Genomic DNA, 15,110 nt, shown 5'->3' on the forward strand with positions numbered 1-15,110 from the left:
CGGTGTCCACCGGGCCGCTCCGCGTCCCGGTGACCGCTCGCCGGGTCGACCGGCTGACCGGGCGTGCCGCGCCGGGGCGGGGTCGCCCCCAACCACCCGACGGCGATCCGGTCGGCCTCCGGGTGGTCCGCGTCACGACCGGATCCGGCGTCGAGAGGACGCCGGCCCCGGTGACCGGCGCAACCGGGCCGGGCACCGGCTCGTTGAGATCCGCGACGGCGGCGACGGGTGGGCGATGGCGGACGAACGGGGCGCGGCGCTGTTGCGTGGTGGGGTGAGTTCGCCCCGGGCCACCTTCCTGGAGCTCTTCTTCGATCTGGTCTTCGTCTTCGCCCTGACCCGGGTCTCCCAACGGGTCATCGACGACCTGGACAGCCCTCGGCGGGAGCTGCTCGTCGAGATCGCCCAGACCCTGGTGATCTTCCTGGCCTTCTGGATGATCTGGACCCTCACCGCCTGGGTCACCAGCCAGTACGAGCCGGAGCGCCCGGAGATCCAGCTCGTGGTGATCGGCTCGATGCTGGGCTGCATGGTGATGGCGGTCGCCACCCCCCGGGCCTTCGCCGAGCGGGCGGTGGCGTTCGCCCTCGGGTACGTGGCGGTGCAGGTGGGCCGGCCGCTCTTCATCACCCTGGCGCTGGGCAGGCATCCCCGCCGTCGGGTCACCGTGCGGGTCGTGGCCTGGGCGATGATGAGCGCGGTGCCCTGGCTGCTCGGGGTGCTGCTCCCCGGGCCGTGGCGGCTGGCCTGCTGGGCGCTGGCGGTCGCCGTCGACTACGTCGGACTGATGTCCGGTTGGCCGGTACCCCGCCTCGGGGCGAGCCGCGCCTCGACCTGGGGAGTGGTGGGCGAGCACCTGGCCGAGCGGTACCAGCAGTTCTTCCTGATCGCCCTGGGTGAGAACATCCTGGTCATCGGCCTGTCCTTTAGCGGTCAGAGCTTCTCCCGGGCCAGCTCCGGGGCCTTCCTGATCTCCTTCGTCATCACCGGGCTGTTCTGGCGGATCTACTTCCACCGGGCCGGTCACCTGCTCACCGAGGCGATCCGGGTGTCCCGCTCGCCCGGCCGGCTGGGCGAGTCGGCGAGCTGGACCCACCTGGTGATCGTCGCCGGGGTGCTGATGACGGCGGTCGGGTACGAGTTGGCCATCGTGCACCCGCACCAGCGCGTCGAGTTGGCCTGGGCGGTCTTCCTGGTGGGCGGGCCGGCGGTCTTCCTGACCGCGCGGGCCCGCTTCGAGCACGAGATCTTCGGGCGGGTCTCCCGATCCCGGATCATCGGGGTGCTCGTGCTGGTCGCCCTGGTGCCCGTCGTCACCCTGGTGTCGACCGTGGTCGCGCTGGCCGGGGCCGCCGTCGTGCTGGCGGCGATCACCGTCGCGGACTTCAGGCGGGCGTACGGGCGGCCGGCGGAGCATCCCACCCCTCGCTGAGCCCGGCCCCGGGATCGCCGCGGATCGGGTCGCCGTGGCCGGTGCCCACGCCCGGTTGACGCCGGCCACGGGGCCCCGGCCGGATGCCGGGTGCTCAGGCGGCGGTGGGGCGGGAGAGCGAGGCGAGCGCCCGACGTACGTCGGCCAGTGAGACGGTGGCCGAGTCGTCCAGGTCGGCCAGGCCGGCCTCGATCCACTGCCGCATCAACGTGGTGACTCCGATGCCGCGGGCCTCCGCCGCCGACCGGACCCGCTCGTAGGTGTCCATCGGCAGGCGTACCGAGCGGCTGACCATCGGCACGTCGGTGTCGGGGGTGGGTAGCTCCACCGGCTGACTGTCGTCGATCAGCTCGGCGAACGTGTCCTCGCCGCCGTGGAATCGCTTGATGGCTTCGTTACGGTTCATCGCCGTCGCCTCCTCATCGGCGTGTTCTCCGCACGGTCTCGTCGTAGCGCTTGGCCTCGACGTCGCTCAGTTCGCGGGCGGAAAGGACGTCCCAGTCGTGGTCGGTGCCGTCGGCCTCGGCGAGCAGGACGGCCAGTCGCCGGCCGCGGCGGTTCGCGGCGTAGACGACCGTCAGGTCCTCGCCGAGGTGCCGGATCACCCGGTGGGTGCTGTGCAGCGCCTCCCAGACTTCCCCGGGGGTGACGTCGTAGACCCGTAGGTTGGCCAACGCCTCGTCGGTGAAGCTGAATCGGCTACCCACGGAGGGCAGCGTACCACGTACGTAACACACAGTTCGGTATGGGGCGATTTTCGCTGATCAAGGGGGTGCGGTGACAGGATGGTGGAATCCCCTCGAGGAGGTCCATGGTGAAGCGTCAGGCGTACCAGCCGATTCTGATCACCGACGCCTCGCGCAGCCAGGACGACCAGCTCACCAGCCGACAGAAGCGCTACGTGCTGATGATGGGCATCCGGGTGGCCTGTGTGATCGCCGGTGCGATCCTGGTCGGCACGAAGGCCCCATTGCTCTGGCTCTGGCTGCCCCTGGTGGCGCTGGGCATGATCCTCATTCCCTGGCTGGCGGTGTTGCTCGCCAACGACCGTCCACCGAAGGAGGAACACCGTCTCGCCAGCAGGTTCCAACCCCGCCACCGCGACGAGACCCCGCCGATGAGCCTCACCGCCGAGGAGCGCCCGCACCGCGTCATCGACGTCGAGCCCTGAGGTGACGAGCCGGTCGAGCGCTGACGACAGGGAGCCCGTCGAGCCCCGACGGTGACGGGCCGGTCAAGCGCTGACGGCGAGCAGTCAACAGCTGTCATCCGGCGGGGCCCGGCGTCCCCGGAGCCCGGTTACCCGTTGACGGGCCGGGCCCCCACCGTGGAGACCGCCAGGGCACCGAGGTCGGCGGCGCGGGTCAGGGCGGCGCGTGGTGTCGCACCTGTCGTCCAGGCGGTGAGCAGGCCCGCCGCGAAGGCGTCCCCGGCACCGGTGACGTCCACCACGGCGACCCGCAGCGAGGGGGTCACCCCGACGGTCGCCCGCCGATCCACCCAGATCGCGCCCGCGCCACCGCGCTTCACCACCACCCGACGGGCCGCCGCCGACAGCGCCCGCGCCTGCGCCGCCGGGTCCAGCCCGCCGGCCAGCACACCCGCCTCGTCCGCGTTGACCAGCAGCAGGTCGATGTCGCGTACCCAGGAGAGGAAGGCCGCCGCGCCGATCCGCCGCAGTGGCGCGGCGGAGGCCGCGTCGACGCTGGTGGTCAGCCCCCGCTCGCGGGCGGCGGCCAACGCGCGCAGCCCCGCCGGTCGCGACCCGGCATCCAGCAGGCAGTACGCGGACAGGTGCAGGTGGGCGGCGTCGGGCACCGCCGTCAGGGCCCGGTCGACGTGGGTGGCGGTCAGGCGCAGGTTGGCCCCCCGCTCGGTGACCATGGTCCGCTCCGCGGCGGTGGCCAGCACGATCACCGTTCCGGTGGTGGCCTGCGGATGCACCTCGATCGCGCAGTCCACGCCCGCCCGCTCCAGCTCGGCCACCCGGTCCCGGCCGGCGCTGTCGTCGCCGATCGCGCCGACCAGCGTCACCGGCACGTGCTGGGCGGCGATCCAGGCGGCGGTGTTGGCCGCCTGACCACCGCCGGTGACCTTGATCGTCGCCGGGGTGTCCGAGCCGGTGGCCAACGGTCCGGCCAGCACCGCGACCACGTCGGTGATCAGGTCGCCGACCACCACGATCCGGCCCGGACCGGTCATGCCGCGGTAGGCCGGGCGGACGCGACCGCGATCCGGGCGGCCAGGTCGGCGTTGCGCAGGATGATCCGGATGTTGACCGCCAGGCTGGCGCCCTCGGTGGCCGAGTGGAAGTGGGCCAGCAGGAACGGGGTGACCGCCTTGCCGGTGACGCCGTCGCGGCCCAGCCGGGCCAGGCCCTCGGTGAGGGTCCGGTCGTGCAGCGCCGGGTCGAGCTGCTCGTCGACCGGAAGCGGGTTGGCCACGATCAACCCGCCGCCGTGCACGCCGTGCTGCTGCCGGGCGGCCAGCACGTCGGCGACCTGCTCGGGGGAGTCCACCGACCAGTCCAGGTCGAACCCGGCGTCGGTCAGGTAGAAGCCGGGGAAACGCCGGGTGCGGTAACCGACCACCCCGACGCCGAGGGTCTCCAGCCGCTCCAGGGTGGCCCCGACGTCGAGGATCGACTTGACCCCGGCGCAGACCACCGCGATCGGCGTACGGGCCAGGGTGATCAGGTCGGCCGACTCGTCGAAGGTCTGCGCCGCCTCCCGGTGCACCCCGCCCAGCCCGCCGGTGGCGAAGACGCCGATCCCCACGGCGGCGGCCACCGCGCTGGTGGCGGCCACGGTGGTGGCCCCGTCCGCGCCGGTGGCGGCGGCCACCGCGAGGTCGCGGACGGAGAGCTTGGCCACCGGGTCGACGGTGGCGAGGCGGGTCAGTTGGGCGTCGTCGAGGCCGACGACGAGCTCGCCGCCGACCATGCCGACGGTGGCGGGGACGGCGCCGGCGTCCCGTACCGTCTGCTCGATCTCCCGGGCGACCCGCAGGTTGTCCGGTCGGGGTAGGCCGTGCGAGACGATGGTGCTCTCCAGGGCGACGACGGGACGGCCGTCGCGAAGGGCGTCGGCGACCTCGGTGCCGGGGCGGATGTGGAAGGTGGTCACGTCGGCTACCGTAACGGGCCACCATCGGGGTGGGCTGCGGTGGACCGGACCCGATCGACCTGCCAGACTTGTGCAGTTGGAGGTGTGACTGTGAGTACAGAGGTTCTCGAGCGTCCGGAGTTGAAGGACGCCGACACCGGTCCCGAGATGTTCCATTACGTGCGCAAGGAGAAGATCGCCGAGAGTGCCGTGATGGGCACCTACGTGGTCGCGCTCTGTGGCGAGACGTTCCCGGTGACCAAGGCCGCCAAGCCCGGCTCGCCGGTCTGCCCCAAGTGCAAGGAGATCTACGACTCGTACCGCGAGTGATCCCGGGCGGCCCGGCGGGCCGCCCCCGTAACCTTCGGCGGTGTGACCACCTCCACCGCCCTGCTCCTGGCCGACCTGACCGGGGTGGCCGTCTTCGCCGCCTCCGGTGCCTCCGCGGCGGTGGCCAAACGGCTCGACCTGTTCGGCGTCGTATTCGTCGGGTTCGTCGCCGCTTTGGGCGGCGGGATCTTCCGCGACCTGGTCATCGACGAGGCCCCACCGCTGGCCTTCGCCGACTGGCGGTACGCCGCCACCGCCGCGGTCACCGCCACCGCCGTGTTCTGGCTGCACCCGCAGCTCGCCCGGCTGCGCACCACGGTGCTGGTGCTGGACGCCGCCGGGCTGGGCCTGTTCACCGTCACCGGCACCCTCAAGGCGCTCGACGCCCACGTGCCGGCGGTCGGTGCCGTGGTGATCGGCATGCTCACCGCGATCGGCGGCGGCCTCGGCCGGGATCTGCTCACCGCCGAGATCCCGGTGGTGCTGCGCCGGGAGATCTACGCCGTCGCCGCGCTCGCCGGATCGATCCTGGTGGCGCTGCTGGAGAGACTGGGGTACGCCGGAGCGGTCGGGCTGACCGCGGCGGCGCTGCTGGTCTTCGTCCTCCGCCTGGTGGCACTACGGCGGCGCTGGTCGGCCCCGGTGGCGACGATGCGTCCCCCGGAGACCGGCCTCGGCCGCCCCCCGTTCTGACTTGTCGCCGCCGGTGCGGGGCCTGACCGACTCCTGCTCGCGGAGGGGCCGGCGTCCGGGTGCCGCCGATGCCGCAACTGCGCCGGAACTGCGCTGCCTGGGGGCCTGGATGGCGGGCGGTGGAGATGGTCAGCGGGTGTCGGCTGGGGTTGCCGGCCCCGGCTGGTTATGCTGGGCCGGCCTTCGCGGCACTGACTGCGCGGAGGCGTTTTCATGGGCGGCGGTACCGTGGCCCTCGGCCCGGATCCGCCTCGGTGCGGTCGGAGAGGAGCCTCGGGTGGCACCCCGGTTGCCGGCGTTGGAGACGTTCCCGCCCCTGCGTGCCTGGCAGCGCAAGGCGATGGTGGAGTACCTGCGCCGTCGTACCGAAGACTTCACCGCGGTCGCCACCCCCGGTGCCGGCAAGACGACCTTCGCCCTGCGGATCGCGGCCGAGCTGCTGGTCGACGGCACCGTGGACGCGGTCACCGTGGTCGCCCCGACCGAGCACCTGAAGACCCAGTGGGCTCAGGCCGCGGCCCGGGTCGGCATCCAGCTCGACTCCGCGTTCCGCAACGCCGACCTGCACTCCGCCGCCGACTTCCACGGCGCTGTCGTCACCTATGCCCAGGTCGGCATGGCCCCGCAGGTCCACCGGCGGCGCACCATGACCCGACGCACCCTGGTCATCCTCGACGAGATCCACCACGCGGGGGACTCCCGATCCTGGGGTGACGGGGTCAAGAACGCCTTCGACCCCGCGGTACGCCGGCTGATGCTCACCGGTACGCCGTTCCGCTCCGACGACAACCCGATCCCGTTCGTCACCTACGAGCGGGGCGGCGACGGGCTGCTGCGCTCCCGCGCCGACTCGGTCTACGGCTACTCCGACGCGTTGCGCGACGGTGTCGTCCGGCCGGTGCTCTTCCTGGCGTACTCGGGGGAGACCCGGTGGCGTACCAACGCCGGGGACGAACTGGCGGCGCGGCTCGGCGAACCGATGACCCAGGACCTCGTCGCCCAGGCGTGGCGGACCGCCCTCGACCCGGCGGGTGACTGGATGCCGCAGGTGTTGCGGGCGGCCGACGCCCGGCTGACCGTGCTGCGCAACGCCGGGATGCCCGACGCCGGTGGCCTGATCATCGCCACCGACCAGCAGAACGCCCGTTCGTACGCCAAGCTGATCGAGCAGGTGACCGGCGAGAGGGCCACCGTGGTCCTCTCCGACGACCAGGGGGCGTCCGCGCGGATCGCGACGTTCGCGGCGTCCGAACAGCGATGGCTGGTGGCGGTCCGGATGGTCTCCGAGGGCGTCGACATCCCCCGGCTGGCGGTCGGGGTGTACGCCACCAGCGCCAGCACCCCGCTCTACTTCGCCCAGGCCATCGGCCGGTTCGTCCGGGCCCGTCGCTCCGGCGAGACCGCCTCGGTCTTCGTGCCGAGCGTGCCGCACCTGCTCGGACTGGCCAGCGAGATGGAGGCCGAGCGGGACCACGTGCTCGGCAAGCCCAAGGACCGTGAGGGCTTCGACGACGAGCTGCTGGAGCGGGCCCAGCGCGACGACCAGGCCAGCGGCGAGCTGGAGAAGCGGTTCACCGCGCTCTCCGCGACCGCCGAGCTGGATCAGGTGATCTTCGACGGGGCGTCCTTCGGCACCGCTGCCCAGGCCGGCACCCCGGAGGAGGAGGAGTACCTCGGGCTGCCCGGTCTGCTCACCGCCGACCAGGTGTCGCTGCTGCTGACCAAGCGCCAGGCCGACCAACTCGCCGCGCAGCGCCGCCGGGCGGCCACCCGGACCGCTGAGCCGGCTGCTGAGGCCCCCGCCGCGCCTGCGGTACCACTGAGTGCCGCTCAGCGCCGGGTGGCGCTGAGGCGTCAGCTGAACGCCCTGGTGGCCGCCCGGCACCACCGCACCGGCCTGCCACACGGCAAGATCCACGCGGAGCTGCGCCGGCTCTGCGGCGGACCGCCGAGCGCCCAGGCAACCATCGAACAGCTCGAAGAACGCATCGCCACCGTCCAAACCTTCTAACCCCACCCCCACCCCCACCCCCACCCCGGTCCGGTGATCAAGAGGTTTGCGTCACCGGAATGCGGGCGGGACGACGTAAACCTCTTGATCACCGAGGCGAGGCGGGGCGAGGCGGAGGAGAGGGAGGGGGCGGGGGCGGGGGCGGGGGAGGTAGCGAGAAGCCGGCCGGAGGCACCCACGGGTGCCTCCGGCCGGCTATGTCGTCGTTGTGCGGTTTACGGATTCAGTTCGCCATCAGATCGGCGCCACGCCAGCTGAACTCCGGGTCCGTCGCGAACTTCACCGTGATCTTCACGAGATCCTCGGCGTACTTGTTCGCGTGGTGCCCACAGAACACCAACTCGCTCCCACCCGCCAGAGTGATGCGGAGCTTGCCGGCAGCATTGCAGCGGTCGCACCGTTCATCGGCGGCTGGGGGAGCCACCGTTTCGGGCGGCGGCGTGAGGGTCGGGGTCATCGCCTTCCTCCTCTGGTCGTCACCGATGAACACTCTCTTCGGTCGTTGCTCACTCATCGTGCAACACCCTTACCGGGCCCCGCCTTCCCAGTGTGCCCGCGGGGGACCGAGGTCACACCTGGCGGGAAGGACAGTGTGCCGTGTACCCAGGGTGCCACGTCAACGATCACAAACACGTACCGGACCGATCACCTTCGGATGTTCTACGCCTGGTGATCAAACCGACACGACAGGTTGACGTGACCGGCTCAGTCCAGGTAGTCCCGAAGCACCTGGGAGCGCGACGGGTGCCGAAGCTTGGACATCGTCTTGGATTCGATCTGCCGGATCCGTTCCCGGGTCACCCCGTAGACCTGGCCGATCTCGTCGAGAGTACGCGGTTGGCCGTCGGTCAGGCCGAAGCGGAGCCGTACCACCCCCGCCTCACGCTCGGAGAGCGTCTGGAGCACCTGCTGGAGCTGATCCTGCAACAGGGAGAACGAGACCGCGTCTACGGCGACCACGGCCTCCGAGTCCTCGATGAAGTCACCGAGCTGGCTGTCGCCCTCGTCACCGATGGTCTGGTCGAGCGAGATGGGCTCCCGAGCGTACTGCTGGATCTCCAGCACCTTTTCGGGTGTGATGTCCATCTCCTTCGCCAGCTCCTCCGGGGTGGGCTCACGGCCCAGGTCCTGGAGCAGCTCGCGCTGGATGCGGCCGAGCTTGTTGATCACCTCGACCATGTGCACCGGGATGCGGATGGTGCGGGCCTGGTCGGCCATCGCCCGGGTGATCGCCTGCCGGATCCACCAGGTGGCGTACGTGGAGAACTTGTAGCCCTTGGTGTAGTCGAACTTCTCGACCGCGCGGATCAGGCCGAGGTTGCCCTCCTGGATCAGGTCGAGGAAGGCCATCCCCCGCCCGGTGTACCGCTTGGCCAGCGAGACGACCAGCCGGAGGTTCGCCTCCAGCAGGTGGTTCTTGGCGCGCTCACCGTCCCGGGAGATCCAGAGCAGATCGCGCTGCATGTCGCGGGTGAGCTTCTCCTCGCCCTCGTCGGCGGCACGCAGCCGCTCGGCGGAGTAGAGCCCGGCCTCGATCCGCTTGGCCAGCTCGACCTCCTGCTCGGCGTTGAGCAGCGGAACCTTGCCGATCTGCTTGAGGTACGCCCGGACCGAGTCGGCGGAGGCGGTGAGTTCCGCGTCCCGCCGCGCCTGCTTGAGCGCCTCGGACTCCTCGTCGTCCCACTCGAAGTCGTTGTCGGTGGCGGAGGCGGCGGCATCGGTCTCGGCAGCCCGGGCCAGCTCGGCCGGCTCCTCGACCACCACGTCCTCGATCTCGGCGGCCAGCTGCTCGGGGTCGATCTCCCCCTCGCCGCCCTCGCCCTTGGCCTTCGTGGCGGCCTTGCCGGCGCCGGCGGCGGCCACCGTCGCCTTGGTGGCCCGGGTGGACTTCGTCGCCTTGGCGGCGGGCGTGGCGGCCTTGGCGGCCACCCCCGCTGTGGTGGCCGTCTTCCGGGGGGCTGCCTTGCGCGGGGTGGGCGCGGTGGCCTCGTCGGCGGCGGGCGCCTGCTTCGGGGCCGGTGCGGCGGCCTTCTTGGTGGTCTTGGCGGTGGTGGCCCGCGAGGCCGGGGTGGCCGATCGCGCGGCGGCCACCCGGCGGGGACGGGTGCTGGCGGAGCCGTCGACCACCACGGTCACGCCCGCCTCGGAGAGCGCCCGCAGGATCTTCTTGGCCTGGGCCGGGGTCACCTCGGCGGACTCGACGGTGCGCGCGAGCTGGGCCGACGTCAACTGGCCGCCAGCGCTCTGGGCGTGGGCGATCAGGGTGTCGGTGAGCGAGCGAACGTCGGCGCCGGGCTGGCGGGGTTCTGTCACGAATGACCTTCCGGAGGCGAAGAGCGAGCACGGCCGGGGTCGTCCGGCGCAGCGTGGCGTGCCGTGCCGTGCGATGTCGTTTGAGTGACCCCCGTGTCCCGGGCCGGCTGTGCGGCGGCGGTCCGTGGCGCGTGGGCAGGGTGAATTGTAACCCCGCTTGCCGCGATCATCCTGCGGCGCACGGCAACCGGCCGTCTGTACCGCCGATTCAACACGGATGTCGGGTTTGTGAATGTCCTGTCGGCCCCGAGTCCGTGGACCCGCCCGGCACCCGTGGACCACGCCGCGACCTGCCCCGCGAGGCTCGCCTTGGACACCGTGGCCGCTCGCGGGGACCTGACACCGGGATCGCCCTGGTGCACCGGATCTTGCCTATGCTGTCCGGACGAGATCGGCGATGCGGGAGCCGGCACGCGTGTCACCTCGGGACGGCGTGTGTGTCCGTACCGGGGTGTCGTGCCGGTGGGCCGCGGGGTCTCGGTCCGGTACGTCCTGTGCTCGCAGGGCGGCGCGAAAGGGGCAGATCTGATGACCGGTTCGGTGCCGACCTCGCAGGAGCTGCTCGAGATCGCGATCAGGGTGGCCCGGGACGCGGCCGGCACCGCGGCCCGGATGCGGGCCGCCGGGGTCTCGGTCGCGGCGACCAAGAGCACCGCCACCGACGTGGTCACCGCCGCCGACCGGGCGGTCGAGCGGCAGGTCCTGGACGCCCTGCGCGCGGTCCGTCCGGGCGACGTGGTGCTCGGCGAGGAGTACGGCGGGGCGGCGGCCGGCTCGGTCGGGGCGGGTGGGGTGCGCTGGATCGTCGACCCGATCGACGGGACGGTGAACTACCTGTACGGGCTGCCGTACTGCGCGGTCTCGCTCGCCGCCGAGGTGGACGGCGAGGTGGTCGCCGGGGTGGTCCGCAACGTGGCGACCGGCGAGGAGTGGACCGCCACCGCGGGTGGCGGTGCCTGGCGCGACGGCGAGCGGCTGCGCTGCTCCACCGAGACCGACCTGGGGCAGGCGCTGGTCGCCACCGGCTTCGGCTACGACCCCGGCCGGCGCGTGCACCAGGCCCGGGTGGTCGCCGAGCTGATCCAGCACGTACGGGACATCCGGCGGATGGGGGCGGCGGCGCTGGACCTCTGCCTGGCCGCCGAGGGGCGGGTCGACGCCTACTACGAGAAGGGGCTGGCCGCCTGGGACCTGGCTGCGGGGGGACTGGTCGCCGCGGAGGCCGGGCTGCGGGTGACCGGGCTGAACGGCCAGCCACCCGGCCCTGACCTGGTCATCGCGGCCCCGCCGGCGCTGTTCGCGCCGCTGCACACCCGACTGGCTGCCCTGGACGCCTCCGGCGGGCCCTGATCGCCCAGCCCACAGGTCTCCGGTCGGCCCGCTGCCCCGGCCCGCCGTGTGCGGTGTGTCGGTCCGCCGATCCTGTGGCCCGACCCACCGGCCGGGCTCGTTCGACCCACCGGCACCGCTCGTTCGACCCGCCGGCCGGGCTGTCCGGCCCGGGGTTGAGGGCTACTTGTCCTCGACCGGCATCGGGCAGGTGCCCTCCGGGGCGACCGGGGAGCCCAGGTCGCCGAGGGACTGGTTGACCTCGGTGGTGGTGGCCAACTGCTGGAATCCGTCGCCCAGCACCACGTCGACCGTGTCGTCCTGGCGCTTCGGGTCGTAGTGCCGTTCGGCGTTGTTCAGGAAGAAGGCCCGCAGCAGGTGCGCGGAGCCGACTCCCTTGGGGCCGAAGCGCAGGAGCGCGACGCCGTTGAAGTGCGCGGCGTTGCCCTGCTTCTTGACCTGGAACTTCCGGTTGCGGAAGTCGTCCGCCACGCTGCTGGCCAAGCCCGGCTCACCGGTGCCGTTGAGGATGTTGATTTTGACATCCTTGTAGTTGCGCAGGGACAGGTCGGCCAGCGGCCAGCCCTCGGGACACCCCCTGGCGTTGGCCCCGCTGCCCTGGGTGTCGCGGACCACGGCGACGACGACGAAGACCAGGGCGACGACCGCCAGCAGGCCGACGACAACGAGTGCTCGCACTCGCGCAAAACTCATCTGGGTGCTCCCCGGACAGTGGGTGGTGGCGGCGAACGCCGGCGGCGGGCAGCGCCGTCGACCGTCGAGTACGCCGCTGAGGTTAACGGTTGTCCGGCAGTCGCGTGGAAACAGTCCGACATGCCGGCGCGCCAACCGGGAACGGGGTAGTACTACCCCTATCTTCGTGTCGCCTGAGTCACATTGGGAACATCTTGGGGCGCTGGGGCGTACATCTCTGCCGCGAGGGCGGTATACATGCCTCGCCTGGGAGGGGGGTAAGGTACCGCGCTCGTCGGTGCTCAGCCCGGAGACCTCGATCCAGAGGCCGTCGGGTCGGGCGACCGACACAACATTGGTGGCCGGCCAGTGGGAACCGAAACAGCGTCGCCCGGCGTTACAACCGGAAGCGACAACATCGATATGGGAGAGTGAAACCGATGGCCACCGACTACGACGCCCCGCGTCGCGACGAGGTCGACCTCGGCGAGGACAGCCTGGAAGAGCTCAAGGCCCGGCGGGTCGACTCACAGTCGGGCGCCGTGGACGTCGACGAGGCCGAGGTGGCCGAGAGCTTCGAGCTGCCCGGCGCCGACCTGGCCGACGAGGAGCTGACCGTGAAGGTCCTCCCGATGCAGCAGGACGAATTCCGGTGCGGACGCTGCTTCCTGGTGCACCACCGCAGCCAGCTGGCGGTCGAGCGCAACGGCGACCTGATCTGCCGCGAGTGCGTCTGAGCACCCACCACACCGGCGGCGGCCTCCTCGCGGGGCCGCCGCTGCCCGAGCCGCCGTGCGCATATGGCGGGTTGCTGCTTGACTCGTGGTAGGCGTCCACCAGGCCGGTGGGAACCTCGGGAGGGCGGGCGGATGAACGAGCACGGCGAGCGGCACGACAGGTCCGACCCGGACGGTCCGGTGTCCGGCGTCGTGCCGTCCGTCGCCGTTCCGGAGGGCGGTGCAGCGGCCCCGGCGGCCACCCGCTCCGAGACGACGCGTCCGGTGGCCCCGAGCCGACCGGACGTTGCCGCACGTCCCGCTGACGGCGTCCGTACGGACCTTCCCGGAGCCGGCGCGTCCGCAGACACCCCGGGCACCCTCTCGGGCTCAGGCGGGCCCACAGGCGCTCCGGGCGCTGCCGGTGGATCCATCGGGGCGGAGGGAGCGGAGCCCGGCTCTGCCGACAGCCCGTCCACCCGTTCCCGATCAGGTGCGGCCGGAGCCGACCGGGAGATCGAGCCGGCTGTCCGGGCCGGCGACGAACTGGGCGCGACGGTGGCGGCACTGACCGCCGACGACATCGCGCCCGCCCGCCGCCGGCAGCTGCTCACCCGGCTGGTGGGGCAGGCCCGCAGCCGGGGGCTCGCCGACCTGTTCAAGCCGAGGGCGGCGCTGCGCTGGATGACCGACACGGTCTCTGACGTCGCGCCGCACATCCCGGTCCGGGACCTGGCGACCCTGCGTCGGCACTTCCCCGGGCTGGACGACGAGGCGCTCGCGGACCGGCTCGTCCGCAACGCCACCCGGGCCACCGCCGGGGTGGGCGCCGCCGGTGGCGGAGTCGCCGCGGTGGAGTGGGCCGTCGCCCCGACCCTGCTCTCCGCGCCGGTGCTGCTCGCCGCCGAGACGGTGGCCGTGGTGTCGATCGAGTTGAAGCTGATCGGCGAGCTGCACGAGATCTACGGTGCCCCGCTGCCCACCGGCGGCACCCCCCGGACCGTCGCACTGGTCCAGTCCTGGGCCAGCCAGCGGGGAATCAACCCGATGATGCCGGGCGTCGGGGTGAGCGCGGTGCTCGGCACCGCCGCCCGCAAGGAGCTACGGGACACCCTGCTCAAGCGCTTCGGCCGCAATCTGACCACGCTGGGCCCGTTCCTCACCGGCGCCGCCGTCGCCAGCTACCTCAATCGCCGGGCCACCCGGTCTCTGGCCGACCAGCTCCGCCGCGACCTGCGCAGACAACGCCGGGAGCTGCCGGGCGGCCGACCCGCCCTGCCCTGAGGCCGGGACGGCGGTTACCGGCCGGGCCCCGGGAGGAGTGTTGGCCCGGCGGGTGGGCGGGGCTGTGCTCAGGCCGCGTCGCGGGCGGCCAGCAGAGCGGCGGCCAGCTCGGTCGGCCGGCGGGAACTCACCACCCAGAACGGGGTCGGGTCGTCCGGATCGTCGAGCACCACCTGCACCGCGCCGCCGATCCACGGCCGCTGCACCACGAAGGCCAGCGGGTCCGCGCCCACCCCGAGCACCTCACGCCGGCCCTCGGCGTCGAGCGGGACGGCGTCGGCGACGTGACGCACGGGCAGGTGGGCGTCGTCGACCCGCAGTTCACCACCGTCGACCGCGATCCGGACCCGGCCCAGCCACCACAGCCCGGCCCCGGCGGCCGGCAGCAGCAGCACGAAGGGCAGCCAGGCCCGCACCCCGCCGGCACCCATCCAGAGCTCGGCGGCGGCGAGCCCGGCCAGGACCAGGCCGCCCAGCCAGCACCACCAGGGCAGGCTGAGCCGCTCGGCGTACGCCGGGACGGGCGCGACGCGCGGCGTCGGCGAGGACGGGGAGGGTGACAGGCTCACACCTCGAAGGGTACGGAACACGACGGGCGGCCAACCCGGCAGGATGGCAGGGGCACCCCGCGAACGCCGACGGAAGAAGCAGATCGTGACCCACGTCGTACCCGTGCCCGTACGGCAGCTCGATCCGGAGCTGCCCCTGCCCGCGTACGCCCATCCCGGCGACGCCGGTGCCGACCTGGTGGCCGCCGCGGACGTCGAGCTGCCGCCCGGCGGGCGGGCCCTGGTCCCCACCGGCGTGGCGCTGGCCCTGCCGGACGGCTTCGTCGGCCTGGTCCACCCGCGCTCCGGGCTGGCCGCCAGGCTCGGCGTGACGGTGCTCAACGCGCCCGGTACGGTCGACGCCGGCTACCGGGGTGAGATCCTGGTCAACCTGATCAACCATGATCGGGACGCACCGGCGAAGATCTCCCGTGGCGATCGCATCGCGCAACTCGTTGTGCAGCGGGTGGAGCGGGCCGATTTCCAGCCGGTGGCGGTGCTGCCCGGGTCCCGACGGGGGACCGGCGGGCACGGGTCGACCGGCGGCCACGCCGGGCTCGTGCCTCCGCCCGGTGGCCCGACCGGGCCCGAGGGCACCGACCGGGCGGGCGAACGGACGGAAGAGGTGGCAGGGTGAGTGCGAACAGCGGAGGGTGG

The 15,110-nt window shown here is 72.6% G+C and carries 17 protein-coding genes; 9 read left to right on the forward strand and 8 right to left on the reverse strand.

All coding sequences use genetic code 11. The annotated features are described in order from the left end of the window. The first annotated feature begins 235 nt into the window (after positions 1 to 235). Complete coding sequence (locus ACIG87_RS19845; RefSeq protein ID WP_396852157.1) at positions 236 to 1,432, forward strand: low temperature requirement protein A; 1,197 nt, start codon at positions 236 to 238, stop codon at positions 1,430 to 1,432. A 94-nt stretch (positions 1,433 to 1,526) separates the two neighbouring features. Here ACIG87_RS19845 and ACIG87_RS19850 read toward each other — a convergent pair whose 3' ends face one another. Then, positions 1,527 to 1,838, reverse strand: a complete 312-nt coding sequence (locus ACIG87_RS19850; protein WP_396852159.1) for a hypothetical protein — start codon at positions 1,836 to 1,838, stop codon at positions 1,527 to 1,529. A gap of 13 nt (positions 1,839 to 1,851) precedes the next feature. Beyond that, a complete protein-coding gene (locus ACIG87_RS19855) occupies positions 1,852 to 2,139 on the reverse strand; it encodes a hypothetical protein (RefSeq protein WP_396852161.1) in 288 nt (95 codons plus the stop codon). 104 nt (positions 2,140 to 2,243) lie between these two features. On the opposite strand from ACIG87_RS19855, the gene ACIG87_RS19860 reads away from it, so the two are divergent. Then, positions 2,244 to 2,603, forward strand: coding sequence for a DUF3099 domain-containing protein (locus ACIG87_RS19860; protein WP_396852162.1), 360 nt, complete (start codon positions 2,244 to 2,246; stop codon positions 2,601 to 2,603). A gap of 128 nt (positions 2,604 to 2,731) precedes the next feature. Here the strand turns inward: ACIG87_RS19860 and ACIG87_RS19865 are convergent, their stop codons facing one another. Next, the gene (locus tag ACIG87_RS19865) at positions 2,732 to 3,634 is read right to left on the reverse strand and encodes a carbohydrate kinase family protein (RefSeq protein WP_396852164.1); all 903 of its coding nucleotides are present in this window, start codon (positions 3,632 to 3,634) and stop codon (positions 2,732 to 2,734) included. Then, complete coding sequence (locus ACIG87_RS19870; protein ID WP_396852166.1) at positions 3,631 to 4,557, reverse strand: pseudouridine-5'-phosphate glycosidase; 927 nt, start codon at positions 4,555 to 4,557, stop codon at positions 3,631 to 3,633. Before ACIG87_RS19870 ends, ACIG87_RS19865 begins: the two co-directional genes overlap by 4 nt. Positions 4,558 to 4,641: 84 nt before the next feature. On the opposite strand from ACIG87_RS19870, the gene ACIG87_RS19875 reads away from it, so the two are divergent. From ACIG87_RS19875 to ACIG87_RS19885, 3 genes are all read left to right on the forward strand, one after another. Continuing rightward, complete coding sequence (locus tag ACIG87_RS19875; RefSeq protein ID WP_176739083.1) at positions 4,642 to 4,866, forward strand: DUF3039 domain-containing protein; 225 nt, start codon at positions 4,642 to 4,644, stop codon at positions 4,864 to 4,866. A 42-nt stretch (positions 4,867 to 4,908) separates the two neighbouring features. Beyond that, positions 4,909 to 5,559, forward strand: coding sequence for a trimeric intracellular cation channel family protein (locus tag ACIG87_RS19880; protein ID WP_396852167.1), 651 nt, complete (start codon positions 4,909 to 4,911; stop codon positions 5,557 to 5,559). Positions 5,560 to 5,836: 277 nt separating this feature from the next. Continuing rightward, positions 5,837 to 7,570, forward strand: coding sequence for a DEAD/DEAH box helicase (locus ACIG87_RS19885; RefSeq protein ID WP_396852168.1), 1,734 nt, complete (start codon positions 5,837 to 5,839; stop codon positions 7,568 to 7,570). 223 nt (positions 7,571 to 7,793) lie between these two features. Here ACIG87_RS19885 and ACIG87_RS19890 read toward each other — a convergent pair whose 3' ends face one another. Then, on the reverse strand, positions 7,794 to 8,027 hold the full coding sequence (locus ACIG87_RS19890; protein ID WP_088646450.1) for a hypothetical protein: 234 nt from the start codon (positions 8,025 to 8,027) through the stop codon (positions 7,794 to 7,796). Positions 8,028 to 8,275: 248 nt separating this feature from the next. Continuing rightward, a complete protein-coding gene (locus ACIG87_RS19895) occupies positions 8,276 to 9,883 on the reverse strand; it encodes an RNA polymerase sigma factor (RefSeq protein ID WP_396852169.1) in 1,608 nt (535 codons plus the stop codon). A gap of 528 nt (positions 9,884 to 10,411) precedes the next feature. Between ACIG87_RS19895 and ACIG87_RS19900 the strand changes: the two genes are divergently transcribed. Next, positions 10,412 to 11,233: an inositol monophosphatase family protein gene (locus ACIG87_RS19900; RefSeq protein ID WP_396852171.1), complete on the forward strand. Its 822-nt coding sequence runs from the start codon at positions 10,412 to 10,414 to the stop codon at positions 11,231 to 11,233. Between the two features lie 162 nt (positions 11,234 to 11,395). Here ACIG87_RS19900 and ACIG87_RS19905 read toward each other — a convergent pair whose 3' ends face one another. Continuing rightward, on the reverse strand, positions 11,396 to 11,911 hold the full coding sequence (locus tag ACIG87_RS19905) for a LytR C-terminal domain-containing protein (protein WP_396852389.1): 516 nt from the start codon (positions 11,909 to 11,911) through the stop codon (positions 11,396 to 11,398). A gap of 434 nt (positions 11,912 to 12,345) precedes the next feature. Between ACIG87_RS19905 and ACIG87_RS19910 the strand changes: the two genes are divergently transcribed. After that, positions 12,346 to 12,642: a DUF4193 domain-containing protein gene (locus tag ACIG87_RS19910; protein ID WP_067315205.1), complete on the forward strand. Its 297-nt coding sequence runs from the start codon at positions 12,346 to 12,348 to the stop codon at positions 12,640 to 12,642. A gap of 495 nt (positions 12,643 to 13,137) precedes the next feature. Beyond that, entirely contained in the window at positions 13,138 to 13,905 is a 768-nt protein-coding gene (locus tag ACIG87_RS19915) for a hypothetical protein (protein ID WP_396852391.1), read from the forward strand. Positions 13,906 to 13,973: 68 nt separating this feature from the next. Here the strand turns inward: ACIG87_RS19915 and ACIG87_RS19920 are convergent, their stop codons facing one another. Beyond that, positions 13,974 to 14,474, reverse strand: coding sequence for a DUF3093 domain-containing protein (locus tag ACIG87_RS19920; protein WP_396852173.1), 501 nt, complete (start codon positions 14,472 to 14,474; stop codon positions 13,974 to 13,976). A 43-nt stretch (positions 14,475 to 14,517) separates the two neighbouring features. Between ACIG87_RS19920 and dut the strand changes: the two genes are divergently transcribed. Further along, complete coding sequence (gene dut, locus ACIG87_RS19925; RefSeq protein ID WP_396852175.1) at positions 14,518 to 15,090, forward strand: dUTP diphosphatase; 573 nt, start codon at positions 14,518 to 14,520, stop codon at positions 15,088 to 15,090. The last annotated feature ends 20 nt before the right edge of the window (positions 15,091 to 15,110 follow it).

This window comes from Micromonospora sp. NPDC051925 (genome assembly GCF_044548625.1).
GTDB lineage: Bacteria > Actinomycetota > Actinomycetes > Mycobacteriales > Micromonosporaceae > Micromonospora.